At 43.3% G+C, this 17,570-nt stretch carries 11 protein-coding genes; 7 read left to right on the forward strand and 4 right to left on the reverse strand.

Annotated elements, in window-relative coordinates; translation table 11 throughout:
- The 7 genes from FBQ94_RS15305 to FBQ94_RS15330 form a co-directional block, all read left to right on the forward strand.
- Nucleotides 1-928: PAS domain-containing protein (locus tag FBQ94_RS15305; protein ID WP_285442239.1), on the forward strand; the 928-nt coding region annotated here is incomplete at its 5' end.
- A gap of 566 nt (nt 929-1,494) precedes the next feature.
- The gene (locus FBQ94_RS15310; protein WP_007221348.1) at nt 1,495-3,027 is read left to right on the forward strand and encodes an efflux RND transporter periplasmic adaptor subunit; all 1,533 of its coding nucleotides are present in this window, start codon (nt 1,495-1,497) and stop codon (nt 3,025-3,027) included.
- 114 nt (nt 3,028-3,141) lie between these two features.
- A complete protein-coding gene (locus FBQ94_RS15315; RefSeq protein ID WP_040543637.1) occupies nt 3,142-6,339 on the forward strand; it encodes an efflux RND transporter permease subunit in 3,198 nt (1,065 codons plus the stop codon).
- Between the two features lie 352 nt (nt 6,340-6,691).
- Nucleotides 6,692-6,907, forward strand: a complete 216-nt coding sequence (locus tag FBQ94_RS17565; RefSeq protein ID WP_352246931.1) for an MscL family protein — start codon at nt 6,692-6,694, stop codon at nt 6,905-6,907.
- Between the two features lie 218 nt (nt 6,908-7,125).
- Nucleotides 7,126-8,343, forward strand: a complete 1,218-nt coding sequence (locus FBQ94_RS15320) for a DUF748 domain-containing protein (RefSeq protein ID WP_007221346.1) — start codon at nt 7,126-7,128, stop codon at nt 8,341-8,343.
- A gap of 52 nt (nt 8,344-8,395) precedes the next feature.
- Nucleotides 8,396-9,961, forward strand: a complete 1,566-nt coding sequence (locus FBQ94_RS15325) for a DUF11 domain-containing protein (protein ID WP_007221345.1) — start codon at nt 8,396-8,398, stop codon at nt 9,959-9,961.
- A 629-nt stretch (nt 9,962-10,590) separates the two neighbouring features.
- The gene (locus tag FBQ94_RS15330; protein WP_007221344.1) at nt 10,591-11,691 is read left to right on the forward strand and encodes an AI-2E family transporter; all 1,101 of its coding nucleotides are present in this window, start codon (nt 10,591-10,593) and stop codon (nt 11,689-11,691) included.
- An 806-nt stretch (nt 11,692-12,497) separates the two neighbouring features.
- On the opposite strand, the gene FBQ94_RS15335 is transcribed toward FBQ94_RS15330, so the two are convergent.
- From FBQ94_RS15335 to bioD, 4 genes are all read right to left on the reverse strand, one after another.
- On the reverse strand, nt 12,498-13,505 hold the full coding sequence (locus FBQ94_RS15335) for a methyltransferase (protein ID WP_007221343.1): 1,008 nt from the start codon (nt 13,503-13,505) through the stop codon (nt 12,498-12,500).
- A gap of 130 nt (nt 13,506-13,635) precedes the next feature.
- Entirely contained in the window at nt 13,636-15,225 is a 1,590-nt protein-coding gene (locus FBQ94_RS15340; RefSeq protein WP_007221342.1) for a B12-binding domain-containing radical SAM protein, read from the reverse strand.
- A gap of 100 nt (nt 15,226-15,325) precedes the next feature.
- A complete protein-coding gene (gene thiC / locus FBQ94_RS15345; protein WP_007221341.1) occupies nt 15,326-16,657 on the reverse strand; it encodes a phosphomethylpyrimidine synthase ThiC in 1,332 nt (443 codons plus the stop codon).
- Nucleotides 16,658-16,753: 96 nt separating this feature from the next.
- A complete protein-coding gene (gene bioD / locus FBQ94_RS15350; protein WP_007221340.1) occupies nt 16,754-17,464 on the reverse strand; it encodes a dethiobiotin synthase in 711 nt (236 codons plus the stop codon).
- Nucleotides 17,465-17,570 lie beyond the last annotated feature (106 nt).

Below are 17,570 nucleotides of genomic sequence, written 5' to 3' on the forward strand. Positions count from 1 at the left end.
GGTAGAAAAGCTCTCGAAGGAAGGGGTTTGGAAGGGATTTGCCTCGTTTTGCAAGAGGAAAAATGGCGAGCGGTTCCATATGGAGAGGACATCGAGCGTGGTGATGGATGAGAAGGGAAATCCAATCCGGATAGACGGGATATTCAGGGATATAACCGAACGGAAGAAGCTGGAGCAGGAGTTACAGGAATCGGAGAGGCATCATCGTCAACTGCTGAATTCCTTAAAGGAAGGGATCTATCAGTGTGAACCTGTAGAGGACGGGGTATTTACCTGGATTAATCAGGCAGGGGCAGAGATCTTGGGCTATGCATCCTCAGAGCAAGCGATAGGAACAAAGGTAAAGGATATATATGCGAATCCTGATGAACGGAGAGAAATCATCGAGAAACTGACAAGGGAAGGAATACTGAAGAGTTTTACATCGTTATGTAAGAGGCAAAACGGGGAATACTTTTTCATGGAACGGACGTCAAATCTTGTTGTTAATGAGGAAGGAAAACTCGTCCGCATAGATGGAATATTCAGGGATATTAGCGAGCGAAAAAGACTAGAGGAAGAATTATTAAAATCTGAAATACAGCACAAGCAATTACTGAATTCCCTGAAGGAAGGGATATACGTGTGTGAGACTGCAGAAGATGGAGTATTTACCTGGATCAACCAGGCAGGAGCAGAAATACTGGGTTATAATTCACCTGAAGAAGTTATTGGGATACGGGTAAAGGATGTGTATGTAAATCCCAATGATCGAAAAGAACTGATCAGGAGATTGAAAGAGGAAGGCGTATGGAGAGATTTTGTTTCCTATTGTAAGAAGAAAAATGGTGAGCGATTCATTTCTGAGACGACATGTAATCTTGAGTATGATGAAAGCGATAAGCCAATCAGAATTGGGGGTATATTCAGGGATATAACGGAGAGATAGCGCATCTGTATTGTTGCTTCTAAACGTGAATGGATAACCAGTCTTGATTTTTATGGTTCTTTCCTGATAGAGTATTAATCGTCACAACAAAGATGGTGATGTGGGGTTGTCCAGAAAGTATTTGTTTATCAAAATGTAGGGCAAGGCTTTAGCCTTGCTTCTCCGCTGGAATGTACCTGGATAAGAGCAACCCTAAAGGATTGCCCTACGGAATTGAAATTCCTTAACATAAATTCAGGTTGGGTTTTAAAAGACAAAACCCAACGACTTTTTATCCACCTCTCAATCCTCTCCCAAGAGGGGACTTCTCCAATTCCCCTCTTGAGAGGGGTTAGGGGGTGTTCATGGCATTCTGACAAAGATTCCTCGATATTATTGAACTCGGCCAGTGGACCGTAAAGAATATCTACCAGAATATTATCTTTTCCTTTCTTATTATTATCATTCTCTTACCCATAGCAGTTTTTGGATGGATAGACTTTATGCCCGGGCTCCTGATTAATGAGTTGGGAGGATTGCTGGCTATCGCAAATGGATTAAGACTATTAAGGTAGCAAAATAAAACTATGAAAAATCCAATACCTCGTTTTAAAAAAATCTCAGCGATTGGCGTGCTTATTCTCGTAGGGATTATTCTGGCATTCATTATTCTCCGTATGGAGAAAACAGGAACAGAACAGAATCATGAGCATACTCATGAAGATACGGCATTACACCATGAGGAAGATGATGAAGCAAGAGGACCTCATGGAGGAAAATTAGTATCAGAGGCGGGTTTTCAAATGGAGATTCTGATCTACGAGCAAGGTATTCCTCCTCAATTCAGGGTCTATGTATATGATAAAGGGGAAAGGATTGACCCTCATGAGGTAAAAGTAACCATTGAGCTGCAGAGACTTGGCGGCCATAGAGAAGTAATTAATTTCCAGCCTGAAGGCGAGTATCTTCGTGGTGATAAGATTATTGAAGAGCCACACTCCTTTGACGTCACAGTAATAGCGGAATGGAGGGATACTACATACCAATGGGAATATTCCCAAAGAGAAGGAAGGGTAGAGCTTTCCCCTGAATTAATACGCGATCTGGGGATTGTTATTGAGACTGCAGGTCCTGTTCAAATGAAAATCACACTCGAATTTCCTGGCGAAATCAAGCTGAATGCAGACAAGGTAATCCATGTTGTTCCAAGGGTATCAGGCGTGGTAGTAGAGGTATATAAAAATCTCGGCGACACCGTTAAGCACGGCGAAGTTATTGCCATTCTTGACAGCCATGAAGTAGCAGAGATCAAGAGTGAATATCGGGCTTCCGTGAAACGATTGGAATTGGCACAAGCAACTTTTCAACGGAAAGAGCGTCTCTGGAAACAGAAAATCTCCTCCGAAAAAGAATATCTCGAAAGCCGGCAGAATCTGGCAGAGGCAGAAATAAAGCTGCAAGAGGTTACACAAAAACTATTAACCTTAGGGTTCTCACAAGCTGATTTAGAAAACATACCGGAAAAAACAGGAAAAAATCTTTCCCGATACGAGATCCGCGCGCTATTCAACGGCGTGGTTATTGAAAAACATATCTCTGTCGGCGAGGCGGTCGAGGCCGATGCAGACATCTTTGTCCTTGCAGATCTTTCAACAGTCTGGGCCGAAGTTACCGTATACGCCAGCAATCTCAATGCGGTGAGGGTCGGGCAAGATGCTACGGTAAAATCTGACGTGTTAGGCCTAAAAACAAAGGGTACTCTTACCTACCTTGGGCCCCTTGTCGGGGAGCAAACACGAACTGCCACAGGAAGGGTTGTTATACAGAACACAGAGGGACATTGGCGGCCGGGCCTGTTCGTGACAGTTGAAATCGTACAAGAAGAGATAACCATACCTTTAGCAGTATCGGCAGATGCAATTCAATCGCTCTATGACCATCCCGGAGTTTTTGCGAGGTATGGTAATCTGTTTGAGTTTTGTCCATTAGAGTTAGGCCGGAGTGGTGAACAATGGATAGAGGTATTGCACGGCATATCACCGGGCCAGCAGTATGCTGCAGAGAATAGCTTTATCCTCAAAGCCGAATTGGGCAAAGCAGGAGCAGTGCATGAGCATTGAACCTGACTATTCAGGTGTATCTGGTATGTTTTTGGATAGATTAAAGATGCTTTATGGATTAGAGCAAGCATTAATGCGAACACATAAAAAATAACTTACAACTTTCAACTTAAAATGCTTGAACGAATCTTAAAATTTTCAATCCACCACCGATGGATAATTCTTATAGCGACCATGGCGGTTGCTATTTTAGGCATTTACAATTACCAGAAACTTCCTATTGATGCAGTACCCGATATCACGAACGTTCAGGTGCAGATTAATACCGAAACATCCGGATATTCTCCCTTAGAAGTAGAACAACGTATTACCTTTCCCCTTGAGACGGCCATGTCGGGTATACCTCATCTCGTTGAGACACGTTCCATCTCACGCTATGGGCTTTCACAGGTAACTATTATTTTTGAAGACGGAACGGACATTTACTTTGCACGACAACTCATCAACATACGCATACAGGAGGTTAAGGGTAATTTGCCGCCTGGTGCCGACCCTATTATGGGCCCGATTGCAACCGGACTTGGCGAGATTTTTATGTGGACAGTTGAACCAAAAGCCAATACCCTTAAGCTCCCGCAGGATACACCATATACACTCACTCATTTAAGAACCATCCAGGACTGGATTATCCGGCCTCAGTTGCTTACAACACCCGGTGTTACTGAGGTAAACACTATTGGCGGATACGAAAAACAATATCACGTAACACCGTATCCGGAAAAGCTTATCGCTTACGGATTATCATTCCATGATATAGTTCAGGCCCTTGCCAGGAATAATGCCAATGTGGGCGCAGGCTATATTGAACACCATGGAGAGCAGTATCTGATTCGATCACCCGGACAGGTTACTCACAGAGAAGATATCCGGCAAATTACTGTTGGAAGCCATAAGGGCATTCCTCTTTACATTAAAGATGTGGCAGAAGTCGCAATCGGGAAGGAGCTCCGTACCGGCGCTGCTACAGAAAATGGAGAAGAGGTTGTCCTCGGTACGGCCTTCATGCTTATGGGAGATAACAGCAGAACTGTCTCGCAAAAAGTAGCTGACAAGATGATTGGGATCAACAATACACTGCCAGCAGGTGTTGTTGCGAAAACAGTATATAACCGTACAGCCCTTGTGGATAAAACAATCGAAACGGTGAAGGAAAATTTAGCGGCAGGCGCCATTCTGGTAATGGTGATTCTGTTTTTCTTTCTGGGAAATATACGGGCAGCCTTCGTTACCGCTCTTGTTATACCACTATCCATGTTGTTTACTATTACCGGGATGGTAAGCAATAAGATAAGTGCGAATCTGATGAGCTTAGGCGCGCTTGACTTTGGAATTATCATCGACGGCGCTGTAATAATTGTTGAAAATTGCATCCGCAGGCTATCAGAAGAACAACATCGACTTGGACGACTGTTAACGCGTCAGGAAAGATTCGAGGTTGTTTTTGATGCATCGAAAGAAGTCCGGAAGGCAACCATGTTCGGTGAATTAATTATTATGATCGTTTATTTACCGATCCTGAGCCTGACAGGTATTGAGGGAAAGATGTTTTACCCTATGGCATTTACCGTAATTCTTGCACTCATCGGCGCAACCATCCTTTCTCTGACGTTCGTTCCTGCTGCCGCAGCACTATTTTTTACAGGGAAATTTTCTGAAAAAGATAACTCTGTCATTCGCTGGGCTAAAAAGGGATATATTCCCGTTCTTAACCTTGCGATGCGGAACCAGATGTTTGTTATTACTGCAGTGGCGTTACTTGTTATCCTGAGCGGACTCATGACAACACGCATGGGAAGTGAATTCATACCCAGTCTGGATGAAGGGGATATTGCAATTCATGCCATACGTATCCCCGGAACAAGCTTATCGCAGGCAATAGAGATGCAATGTATGCTCGAAAAAGAAATAAGAGAATTCCCTGAAGTAGAAAACGTCTTTTCCAAAATAGGAACGGCAGAAATAGCAACTGACCCCATGCCTCCGAATGTAGCAGACACATTTGTCATGCTGAAACCGAAATCTGAATGGCCTGATCCAGGCAAATCAAAAACTGAATTCATACACGAACTCGAAGAACATCTCAAAAAAATTCCCGGGAATAATTATGAATTTACCCAACCCATTCAGATGCGGTTTAATGAGCTTATTGCAGGCGTACGCACCGATGTAGCAGTAAAGATATTTGGAGATGATACAGAGGTACTTCTGCAAACCGGCGAAAGGATAGCAAATGTCCTGAAAAAAATCCAGGGGGCATCGGACGTTAAGGTGGAGCAAGTAACCGGCCTTCCTGTCCTCACCATACGAATGAATCGTAAAGAGATGGCGCGGTATGGACTCAATATATCCGATGTACAGGAAGTAATTGAAATTGCTATTGCAGGGAAAAGCACCGGTAAGGTTTTTGAAGGAGATAAACAATTTGAGCTTCTGGTACGTCTTCCCGAAGAGATACGTACCAATGTTGATGCACTCAGGAGATTACCAATCCCTCTTCCTGACAAGAAAGATACATTCCTTACGGGGGGCCTCATCCCGGCAGTTCACTCTGAGGATAGTAATAAACCCGGTTATATAACCCTCGGATCTATTGCAGATTTTACCGTAGCGCCCGGTCCTAACCAAATTAGCCGGGAAAACGGTAAACGTCGCATCGTTGTAACAGCAAATGTAAGAGGAAGCGATATCGGCTCTTTTATCGAAGAGGCCAGGAGGGTAATAAAAACACATGTCAACATCCCCGCAGGCTACTGGATATCCTGGGGAGGGCAATTTGAACAAATGATATCGGCAAAGAATCGGTTACAAATAGTCACCCCTATTGCACTCGCTTTAATATTTTTCCTGCTTTTCACAACATTCGGGACGGTAAAGGATTCCCTTCTGGTCTTCACGGGCGTTCCCTTTGCTCTTACCGGAGGAATTGTCGCACTTTGGGCAAGAGGTATCCCGTTATCAATCTCGGCCGGCGTTGGCTTTATTGCACTCTCCGGTGTAGCCGTGCTCAACGGACTTGTCATGATTTCATTTATTAACAAACTCCGTTCGGAAGGCAACTCTCTTTGTCAATCGATTATTGATGGGGCAATTACCCGGCTGCGTCCGGTGCTTATGACCGCCCTTGTTGCCTCACTAGGCTTTCTTCCCATGGCGGTAGCTACAGGAACCGGAGCGGAAGTACAACGTCCGCTTGCAACTGTAGTAATCGGCGGAATACTATCATCAACCATCCTTACCTTACTGGTGCTTCCCATACTCTACCACATCTTTCATCGCACGGACAGGATTGAAGAAATAACAGGAATGGTTTAATACTCCATTCCATATCTCATTCTTATAGACCCGTTTGCAATAAAATGTATGCAATTACCGACTTATCGTATATTTTTATAAATTTACAAAACAGGACTTATATATCTATGTGACAACTGTTTAAAATGAATTGGCAATATATGTGTATGTATGGGCATACGAAAATAAGATTTATCTCAGGAATGGAAAATAGTTATATGCCTGATGTTATCATTATAACAAACTATTTATAAAGCACTTATATATTAATCCCATCCTTATCGCGACAAATTTCACCTCAAGAATTCTTTGGCAAGCATGTTGCATTACTTATAGTAAATATAAGATTCAGCCTACTGCATAAGGAATTCCGATTGTAGCTTATGGTTCGTTTATCAATGATGTAATTAATTTCTTAATTATTGCTTTCGTCGTATTCCTGCTTGTGAAGGTAGTCAATCGGGTCAAGAGCAAGAAAGAGGTAACATCAGATGAGCCTACGGTAAAAGATTGTCCTTATTGTTTATCTACAATTCCCATTAAGGCAACGCGGTGCGCACACTGCACTGTGGATTTAAAAAAGGTATAAATGGATATAAATTCTAAAAGATAAAATTTCTTAAAGAGCGCCGGGTAAGAGAGCGGGCCGCGTCCATAAGCGACCTACTAGGCGTTTCTCTTCTGTTGAGCCTGGAATGCTGCCAAGTTTATATTCCAGAGAAGCGCCTCATTTCCCTTCAGGCGGTGAGTTCCTTGTATAGCAGATACGTAAGCAACCGGGGCACTCACTTACAGGAGTATCACATCATGTCAGAACAGAAAAGCGATACCCGCAAACACCAGAAGAAGTTTTTCAATACCTGGTATAAACAACTCTTCTTATGGATTGCTATTGCCGCAGTTGTGATCTTTGCTTTCCGCCTGGCGCTTGATCCTATAGCCAGCTACTTTACTCAGCAGGCACTCGATGGATTAGAAAATTATAAAGGGAGTTTTCAGGACGTATCTCTGTCAATCATACCTCCCCGATATGAGATCACCGGCGTCAAGATCTTCGAGGAACCTGCCGGCAGATCAGATGAGCCTTTCTTTTTTGCAGAACGGGTGAAGGTTACCATGGTATGGAAACAGCTCCTGAAGGGAACCCTGGTTGCACGGGTAGATGTTGATCATCCCCAAGTAACGGTTGTGAAGGAGCGGGCAGTGCCACCGGAAGAAAAGAAACCTGTGCGTATCCCTGACATAGGCGCACAACTCAAAAAAGCTCCGCCCCTGCGCATAGACCGTGTAGAGGTAAATGAAGCCGAGATTATTTTTATCGACGCAACAGAGGAAAACCAGCCTCGGATCTGGCTCCATGATATGGAGGTAAAGGTGAAAAATATTGCCACACGGGAAAAACTGGCGCAAGATATGCCAACTACCGTATCCGCTAATGCAATACTGCAAAAATCAGGGAATCTCACCTTTTCCCTTTCTGCCAATCCCTGGGAGAAGGGACTCAACTTCACGGGGAAAACAGCACTAAAAGGCCTGGCTCTGACTGATCTCTCTCAATTCGCCGTTGCTCAGTCAGACCTCAAACCGATAAGGGGTACTGTCGATCTTTTTGTTTCATTTGAAGTTGAAAAGAATCAAATTACCGGCGGAGTTAAGCCCGTCCTCCATAATGTAGATGTCGCCCCTGAAAAGCCCTCCTTCTTAGACTGGATCAAGTCTAAGGTTGTGGATACAACTCTGTCAATCTTCTCCAGCAGTCCAGAACATGCACCGGAGCAAAAAAAGATAGCTACTATCATTCCTATCAAAGGTACTATTACAGATCCCAATCCACAAATCCTCCCTACTATCCTGGGAATTATCCGTAATGCCTTCGTTGAAGGTATAACCGCAGGATTTGCCAACCTGCCACCACCAACTGCGCCAGAAAAGGAAGGTGTGGTAGAACAGGTAATCGATGCCCTGACTCCAGGAGAGGGACCACCTCAGGCTCAGCCAGAAAAAGGTGAAGAGAAAAAAGAGTAGTATAGAGAAAATTTGATATTAATAATTCATTGTAATTTGAAGGGAGGTATGTATGAGTCGTTGGAAAATGGCGAGTTTTTATTCATTACTGCTGGTAATTATCATAGTGAGTGTGTATGGCTGCAAGCGCAAAGAAGAAAAGACAGTATCTAAGGAAGAGTATATCTCTACGGAAGAGACAAAAGAAGAACGTCCATCTAAGGAAGAAGCAAAAGAAGGGGCTGACATACTGAAAGTCACTGCATCATACCCTCCTGAAGGCAGCGTTCTTTCTTTAGAGGGAACCGCACCGAGAGAAATCAATATAAATCAACCTTATGAGTATTCTGTTACCGTAACTAACCTTACGAAGATGCCTGTGAGAAATGTCGAAGTTATTCAACACCTTCCCCAAAAGTTCCAGATAAAAAGCTCCGATCCCACAATGCGGGAAGGCGTGAAAAACGGTACTGCAAAATGGTCTTTAGGAGACTTAGAACCAGAGGAAACAAAAGTAATACGGATCACCGGTATATCCGGAGAACCAGGGGAAATCCCGATATGCGCCGATGTTACCTATCATTTACCCCAGCTCTGTCTTATGACAAATGTCGTGCAGCCTAAATTAGCGGTTACCATGCATGCGCCTTCAGAGGCTTTAGTTTGTGATGCGATTCCGGTAACTATTGTCGCAAGCAATACCGGTAGCGGAGCCGTAAAAAATGTAGAAATAAAGGAAGCTCTGCCGGCAGGATTGAAAACGCCGGAAGGTGATACCAAAGTGGTAGAAAATATTGGTACGTTAAATCCGGGAGAGACCCGGGAGATATCGTTAACAGTCAGGCCGGATAAGACCGGCAAGTTTACAAGCGCTGCAAAAGCAGTCGGTGAAGGCGGTTTGAGCGCTGAGTCTGCCCCAACAACCATTGTTGTAAGGCAGCCCGTGCTTACGATTGAAAAATCAGGACCTGAAAAGAGATACATCAATCGTAAAGCTACCTATGATATTACGGTTGAAAACACAGGCGATGGCCCTGCAGCATCCACGATTATTGAAAACCCAATACCGGTAAATATGTCCTATGAGAGCGCCAGTGAAGGCGCTACGGTAGCAAATGGCACCATCAAATGGAATTTAGGCACCCTGCAGCCTCAAGATTCCAGGAAAGTCAGTATGACTTTGCTCACCAAGAGTTTGGGGAGCGCAAAAAGCATAACAACAGCTAAGGCTAACTGCGCAGAGCCTGTTTCTGCCGCCGTTACAACTGAGGTGCTGGGTGTTCCAGCTCTCCTGCTTGAAGCAGTTGACACAAAGGACCCGGTCGTAGTTGGTAATACCACATCGTACACGGTCAGTGTAACCAACCAGGGTTCTGAGGTTAGCACCAACATCAAGGTCGATTGCATGCTGGCAGATGCGATGCAGTATGTATCATCCACAGGTCCGACGAAAGGAGCCATTGATGGCAAGACGGTAAGATTCGATCCTTTGGCAACCCTGGATCCAGAAGCAAAGGCAAGTTGGCAGATCGTCGTTAAGGCAGTTGATCAGGGTGATACCCGGTTCAAGGTCAGTATGATAGAAGATTGTCTGGATAAACCCGTCGAAGAAACTGAGTCTACTAATTTTTACAAGTAATATCTTTCAGAAGAAAGATATACTATGAGGGCAATAGCATCAAAAAAGGAAGCATCCCTTTGGAAAAAGGGCAATATGTGTCCCTGTTCCCCTCTAATCCTCCCTGACCCCCCTTTAGAAAAGGGGGGAACAAGGGATTTCCCCCTTTTTTAAAGGGAGATCAAGGGAGATTAAATGTATATAGGGTTTTTCCGTGTCACCCTATCTGGTACACTGTCAATATGATTCATGATAATACGATTTGTATCGGTTCAACTGCATGGGGCTGTGTCATTGCGAGGGTTATTGTCCGAAGCAATCCCCTGGACATTTCAAAAGAGATTGCTTCGGGAAAATACCCCTCGCAATGACACATACGAGAGAGTACGTTATGATAAATTAAGTTGACAGTGTACTGGGACTTGTGGGTAATGATAGGTCAACCCTTTAGAGTTGTGCTACTCCATCTCTATGTTCAGATGGGAGAGCAAGGCTAAAGCCTTGCCCTACAAGGGCAATCTCATGTGTGAATTGAATAGTAGACCAGCAGAGAGTTCTATCCGTATTTCAATCCTTAACTAAAAAGCTACTCAATCTCTGAAACGGGAATTTCTCTGCAATAAATCTCCCCGGCAGAGGAGATCCGGATTATGAATAAAGAGCATGCAGGGCAGGAACAAAGAAACCAGGAGATAGACCCGGATACTGTGCATACAAATCGTTCTGTTTTTGCACAACGTGTTCTCTTAGCAGTAGGGATTGGCACATTCATCATTATCTTATTGCTAGTATTCTGGAAGACTATTGATGTGCTTTTGCTTATCTTTGCAAGCGCATTAATGGCAATTTTCCTGCGCGGCCTCAGCAATCTTATCAGAAAATACACTCATCTCTCCATCGGCTTATCGCTGATAATAGTCTTGTTTAGCCTTATCGGCATCTTTGGTATAGTTACCTGGTTTATTGTGCCTAAAGTAACGGAACAAATTGACCAATTAGCACAGACCCTTCCGCAATCGATACAACAGCTCAGAGATCAACTCATGCAATATACATGGGTCAAGACACTCCTTACAAAAGTACCCAGTATCAACGAGATTATGTCTGGAAAAATGAATGTATTATCAAAAATCGGCAGCTTTTTTTCAGCGACATTCGGTCTTGTAGCAAATTTCCTCATCATTATAATTGTCGGTTTATTTCTTTCTATTAATCCCCAATCTTACATAAAAGGTATTGTAAAACTCGTCCCTATAAAGAAACGGAAGCGTGCTCAGGAGGTTTTGAATAACGTTGAAGAGACTTTATTTTGGTGGCTTGTGGGCAAGATTATATCAATGGCTATTATTGCCATATTTACCGGACTTGGGTTGAACCTGCTTGGTATACCTGTTGCAATGGCACTGGGCTTCATCGCCGGGATATTCACATTCATTCCCAATATAGGTCCGATCCTCTCGGCTATACCGGCCGTGTTACTCGCGCTCATGCAAAGTCCTATGAAGGCATTCTATATCGTACTCCTTTACTTCGCTATCCAGGGTATCGAGAGCTATTTGATCACACCCTATATCGAACGGCGCGCCACATCAATACCAATAGCTCTGGTTATTATTGCTCAGGTGTTAATGGGAGTTCTCTTAGGATTTCTGGGCCTCGTGTTTGCAACTCCTCTTGTGGCTGCCATTATTGTATTGGTAAAAATGCTTTACCTTGAGGATACACTGGGTGATACGGTAAAACCGGATTGATAGGGAAAATAAGGAGTTACCGAAGATATCTTCTCTTTGTCCTCTCAGTTTTTTCAAGGTATGAGTGGGGTGGATTAAGGCGTTGTTTTTTACGCCGAATCCACCCATACTATTTCCAGGAAAGGTGGATTCGCTATCGCTTAATCCGACCTACTTATAACTCGGCGCAGAGGAATTTCAAAGCGATTCTGTAGTGGCAAGGCGCGCCTTGCCACTACACCACAACACGTCTTTACGATTGAAAAGTCATCGAAGGTCTCATTAAATGTATAGGAAATTCAAACGTGTTGCCTCGCCTCTGAATCCCATATGCATCAAATTAGGCCCCTCGGCGACTTTGTTTGCGGTCACACGTAGGGGCGAAGCATTTGCTGGCATTCCATTTGAATGCAGTCTATTTTCTGAATAGCAAATGCTTCGCCCCTACAACAAACATTGAAATTCCTATACATCATTAAGAGTTCCGTACATCCCATACACCTGCATATAATAAAAATCTTGACTCTCTCCATATCCTGTTCGGTTTCATTTCTTGCATACTATAACATGTGGAACCGGCGAAGAATAACAAACTACCCGTAATCCCCCTTAATTCCTCTTTAGAAAAGAGGGAAATCCTTTGTTCCCCCCCTTTTTAAAGGGGGTTAGGGGAATTAGAGGGGAACAGGGACACACATTGTTCTTTTTCCAAGGAGATACCTCCTTTTTTATGGAATACCATTCTTAGCTTGATGCATATGCCCTAAATCCTCCTCACAGAGGGGGACAAGCAATGATTTGTCTATAAACATTTCGCTCCCAAATGATTATAGGATCTTTTTACCAATAATTAATGATGAATTGGATACCAGATCAATCCTTTTAATATCTTTAAAGCCAGTGTTCTCAAGCCATGCCCTGTACTCAGATTCGCTATAAGATGCGCCTTCCTGTGTGCCAATAAGCATATTTAAGCTGAAGAGCGCAGCAAACTGCGGATGGGTTCTGGTTTCATCCAGCACAAATTCGTGGATAATAACCTGCCCACCGCTTCTTAAGGCATCATGGCACTTCTTGAGTATTTTTCTATTATTTTCGGGATTATAAATATGGAGAAGATTTGAAGCAAGAATAGCATCGTAGGCATTCTCCCCGAAAGAATCCTCCAGGCAATTGCCTGCTTGTGTAATAACCCGGTCTTCCACGCCGGCAGCTTGTATAAATTCCCGGGTAAGTTTAACGACATGCTCCAGGTCAAAAACCACAGCACGGAGCTGAGGGTTAGCCTTTGCACATGCAATGGCGTATGTGCCAGGGCCCCCTGCAAGGTCTAAGAGCGTTTTTGCTTCTTGTAAACAAATCTTGCTGCAAAGAATCTCTGTCTTTACCGAGGCAATAGCATGCATTGCGGTAATAAAATCTCTGAGATCATGAGGGTCTACCTCTTCAGGCAAATCCTTCAACGAGACGGCCTTCCCCGTTTCTATTGTCTCCCGGATCATCGTCCAGTTTTCCATGATATTATGGAGATGATGGATAAAATCCCCCTGATAATAAGGCTTTCCCTTTACTAAATAAAGCTCTGAAATTTGAGAATTATCGTAACGGTCTGCCTGCTTCGTAAGTAGTTCAAGTGAAACGAGGGCGTTCAGAAGCATCTCAGTAGCACGTTCATCAGAACGGATTGATTGCGAGATATCTTTCCTGGTATGCTTGCCGTTATTGATCAGGGTAAATATATCAAACTCTACGGCGGCAAAGAGTATACAAGATTTCCAATAGCCACAACTAAGCTGGACGAGATAATCAACCGATGAATGGTTTACGTTATTCATTCAAAATCCTCACCTATACAGATTTCCTAAAAAATATCTCACTATGTTATTTTCTCTTCCTAAGCAAGAATCGCACGGGAAGTCTACCATACACGGAGCAAGGCTGAAGCCTTGCCCTACAGGTAACAGGTTAAGATGATGACTGCATATTTGCCTCTATCTCGGATATCAATTTTTGACTAACCTCCTTTACTTTATCAGAATTATAATAATCAATGGTATGAGCCTCAAAACCAGAAAGTGTTTTTTCAAAAAGAGTGATAAGCGCATTGTTTGCGGTATCGGATGAAGATGATTTGGCAGATGTGTTTGATGTTTTTGTTCCGTCACAATCAAAATCTTTTGGGATGAAAGACAAGACAGCCCTGCAAACTGCGGTAATAATTTCCGAGAATGCCTCAATTTTTGGATCGTGTATCTTATAGAGCGCTTCATACCTGGTAAACGAGGTATGAGGGTTGGAAATTTCATGCATCATAGACTGGTAGTCAGGTGTCCCTTCAAAAAGAGTTTGCCGGTGATGGAGCAGGTGCGCAGTGACTGCAGAAGAGGTCATGATTTCCACTTCTTTCAAAAATTCAAAATTATTTCGTACACTTTCCAGCGTAGAATGAGGTTCGAACATAATAAAACCAAAGGTAGGCTCAATCCCATAATCGCGTAATAACTGAATAGCCTTTTTATTTTCATCAACAGTAGTATGCTTCTTAAGCCGTTTTAATGACTCAGGGTCTCCACTCTCTAAACCGAGAAATACATTGGTAAGGCCTGCCATAACCAGTCTTGAAAGGGAATATTCCTCAATATCATTTACCCGGCACTCAAAACCGAAATGGATATTTACATCATTGATGAGTATGAGTTCCGCCAGGGTAATAGCCCGTTCCCTTCCGGATTTTCCAGGACCAAAAAAATTAGCATCTGAAAAATAGAAGTTCCCGATGGAATACTCACGGTGTAATATGAGCATTTCTTCTACGATATTTTTTACACTCCTGCCGCGCCATTGGCCTATCTGTCCATAAAAAGGATTGAGATAACAAAAGGTACAGCGTCCATAACACCCGCGGCTTCCCTGTATGTACGTTGTAATATTTTTCTTCTTATAGAGTTCTCTATCTTGCCTGTCAGGATAAGGAAGTTGATCCAGATCTTGCATGGGATGGCGAGGGTGGAAAATAATCTCTCCGCTTTTGTCTCTCCGGGCAAGGCCGGTAATCCCCTTTAACCCCCCTTTAAGAAAGGGGGAGATATCTTCAGAAGAGGGGGAGTGGGGAATTCCTCTTTGGGATAGAATATACCTTGCAAGATCAAGGGAAGTAAATTCAGGTTCGCCAATGGTTACAGAATCAATAAAGGGAAAATCGGTAAGGATTTTTTTATAGGCAAACGTGGGATAGTATCCATAAAGATTGATATGTACCATGTTATTCTTTGATTTTATCACTGAAAGCATATCAAAGATATCGTGCGTCATCTCCCAAAGATATACCATATGAACACACAGGAGAGGAAATGATCTCTTCAAAAGATGTACGATCGTCTGCTCTATTGACCAATCATAGAGGTGCGCATTAACAATCTCTGTTTCTATCTTATATTTCCTGAACACTGCGGCTATATAACCTGTAAAGAGACAGGCCGATAAGGGGGCGTTGACTACATCCTCAAATCGGCTTGGATTTTCAGGGCGTGGGGGTTCCAGAAGGATTACCGGCATGGATTTATAAAATCTTAAAAGAGAGACCACAGATTACACAGATACGTAGGGGCGAAGCATTTGTAAAAATATATGAATCTGTGGTCTCCCATGTTTTTATTTAAAAGGCTACAGGAGTTGCACTCTTTTTGCGGCTTTTCTTGAGATCGTGCTCGTAGTATTTCATCACACCCTTCAATGAACAGAGGTTGCCACACATGGTACACGTATCTTCATCCATAGGGGGCCGGCTGCTACGGATCTCTTGTGCGCGTTCTTTGGTGATAGCCGTATCATACTGGGTCTTCCAATCAAGATCTCTCCGCGCAATACCCATTTTCAGGTCTAAATTCTTTACTTTATCTTTAAGCTTTACCATATCGCCTACATGGGCGGCGATACGGGCAGCCATGACACCTTCCCGGACATCGTCAGGCCCTGGAAGAGCCAGGTGTTCAGGCGGCGTTACATAACAGATAAAATCGGCCCCGTAACGCGATGATAAGGCAGCGCCAATAGCCGATGAGATATGGTCGTATCCGGGGGCTACATCGGTAGTAATAGGCCCGAGCATATAAAACGGGGCGTTATTGCTCAAACGCTTTTGGATAAGTACATTTGCTTCAATTTCGTCAATGGGGATATGACCGGGGCCCTCTACAATAATCTGCACACCCTTACTCTGCGCATATTCTGCAATTTCAGAGTTTATAATAAGCTCCTGAATCTGAGCACGGTCTGTACTATCATGGATCGCTCCTGCCCTGAGCCCGTTTCCGAGACTAAGAATAACATCATGTTTTTTCATGATATCGATGAGGCGGTCGATCTCTTCGTAGAGTGGATTTTCCTTCTTGTTATGATTCATCCATGCAGTAAGGAATGAGCCGCCACGGCTAACGAGTCCACCGTAGCGATATCCTTGTTTCCTTAATCGTTCAAGTGTTATAAGATTAATGCCGCAATGGATAGCCATAAAACCAATACCTTCTTCGGCCTGTTGTTCTATGACATCAAAAAGAAAATCGGCTTCCATGTATACGATAGAACTCTTTTTTTTAATCGTTTCTATAGCAGCCTGATAGAGTGGCACAGTACCTACGGTTAGAGAAATAGAATCAAGTACACGCTTCCTGATCTTGGTCAAGTCTCCCCCCGTTGAAAGTTCCATGAGGGTATCGGCGCCATACTTCTCAGCAGTTTGGGCCTTTTTCACCTCCATATCAATATCAATGATATCAGGAGAGGTACCAATGCTGGCATTTATCTTTGTTTTCAGTCCTTTACCAATACCAATTACCCGCGCCTTTCTATTCGGGTTTCCATAGATAACAATCTGTCCCTTAGCGATGCCTTCACGAATGAATTCCGGAGATACATCATCATAGGCAGCAGCCTCTTTCATTGCATCGGTTATTATACCATCACGTGCAAGTTCTAACTGAGTATTCATGTGTTTTTTTACTCCTAAGTAAACCGGGTTAAGAAAAGGGAGAACCCGGCAAATCAAATTATTTGCAAATCATACACCATACCTTACTATGAAGCGTCATATTATAATATCTTTGTCTATTTTATCACTAAAAATCTTTAAGAGCGTTTCCTTATGAAAATTTTCTACATCGAGCCTTGTATCAAAAGGGATCATCCCTAACAGGGGGAGATCGGTAAGTCTTTTTATCTCATCTATATTTGTCTTTTTAACAATATCATCTTCATTTTCAACAGATTCATTGACAATAATCCCTTTGATTTTTAGCCCATGCTCACGCGCATATGATACCGTGAGCAAGGTGTGATTTATTGTGCCAAGGGTAGGCCGGCAAACAACTATTAACGGTAATTCCAGTTCATTTGCCAGATCCACAACAAAATAGTATTGATCGATAGGCACCAATAATCCCCCGATCCCTTCTACCAGGAGAAAATCGTGTCTGTCGTATAAGGTGTCAAAAGCCGTGTGTACCCTTTCCAGGTCTATTCTCGTATTGCTCAAACGTGCTGCTACCGTAGGGGCAAGAGGTTGTTCGAAGCTGATGGGATTAATAAGCTCGTAGTCATCCTCGACTTCTGCTGAGCGTTTCAGGAAGATGGCATCCTCAGATACGAGATGATTCTCCACACGTTTACAACCGGTAGCAATTGGCTTCATAACACCTACATTCACGCCTCTGCTTTTGTAAAGGGCTGCTAATCCACCCGTAACAAGGGTTTTCCCGACACCGGTATCTGTCCCCGTAATAAAATATCCCTTTTCCATAATACATAATTCTCCCATGTAAAATACATTGTGTCTGAAGAAAGCATGAAATGAGAGGGAATGTTGTCCTGTCTGTCAATCATTCGTATGCAAGCCCATTTCTCCT

Source organism: Candidatus Jettenia sp. AMX1 (genome assembly GCF_030263775.1).
GTDB classification, from domain to species: domain Bacteria; phylum Planctomycetota; class Brocadiia; order Brocadiales; family Brocadiaceae; genus Jettenia; species Jettenia caeni.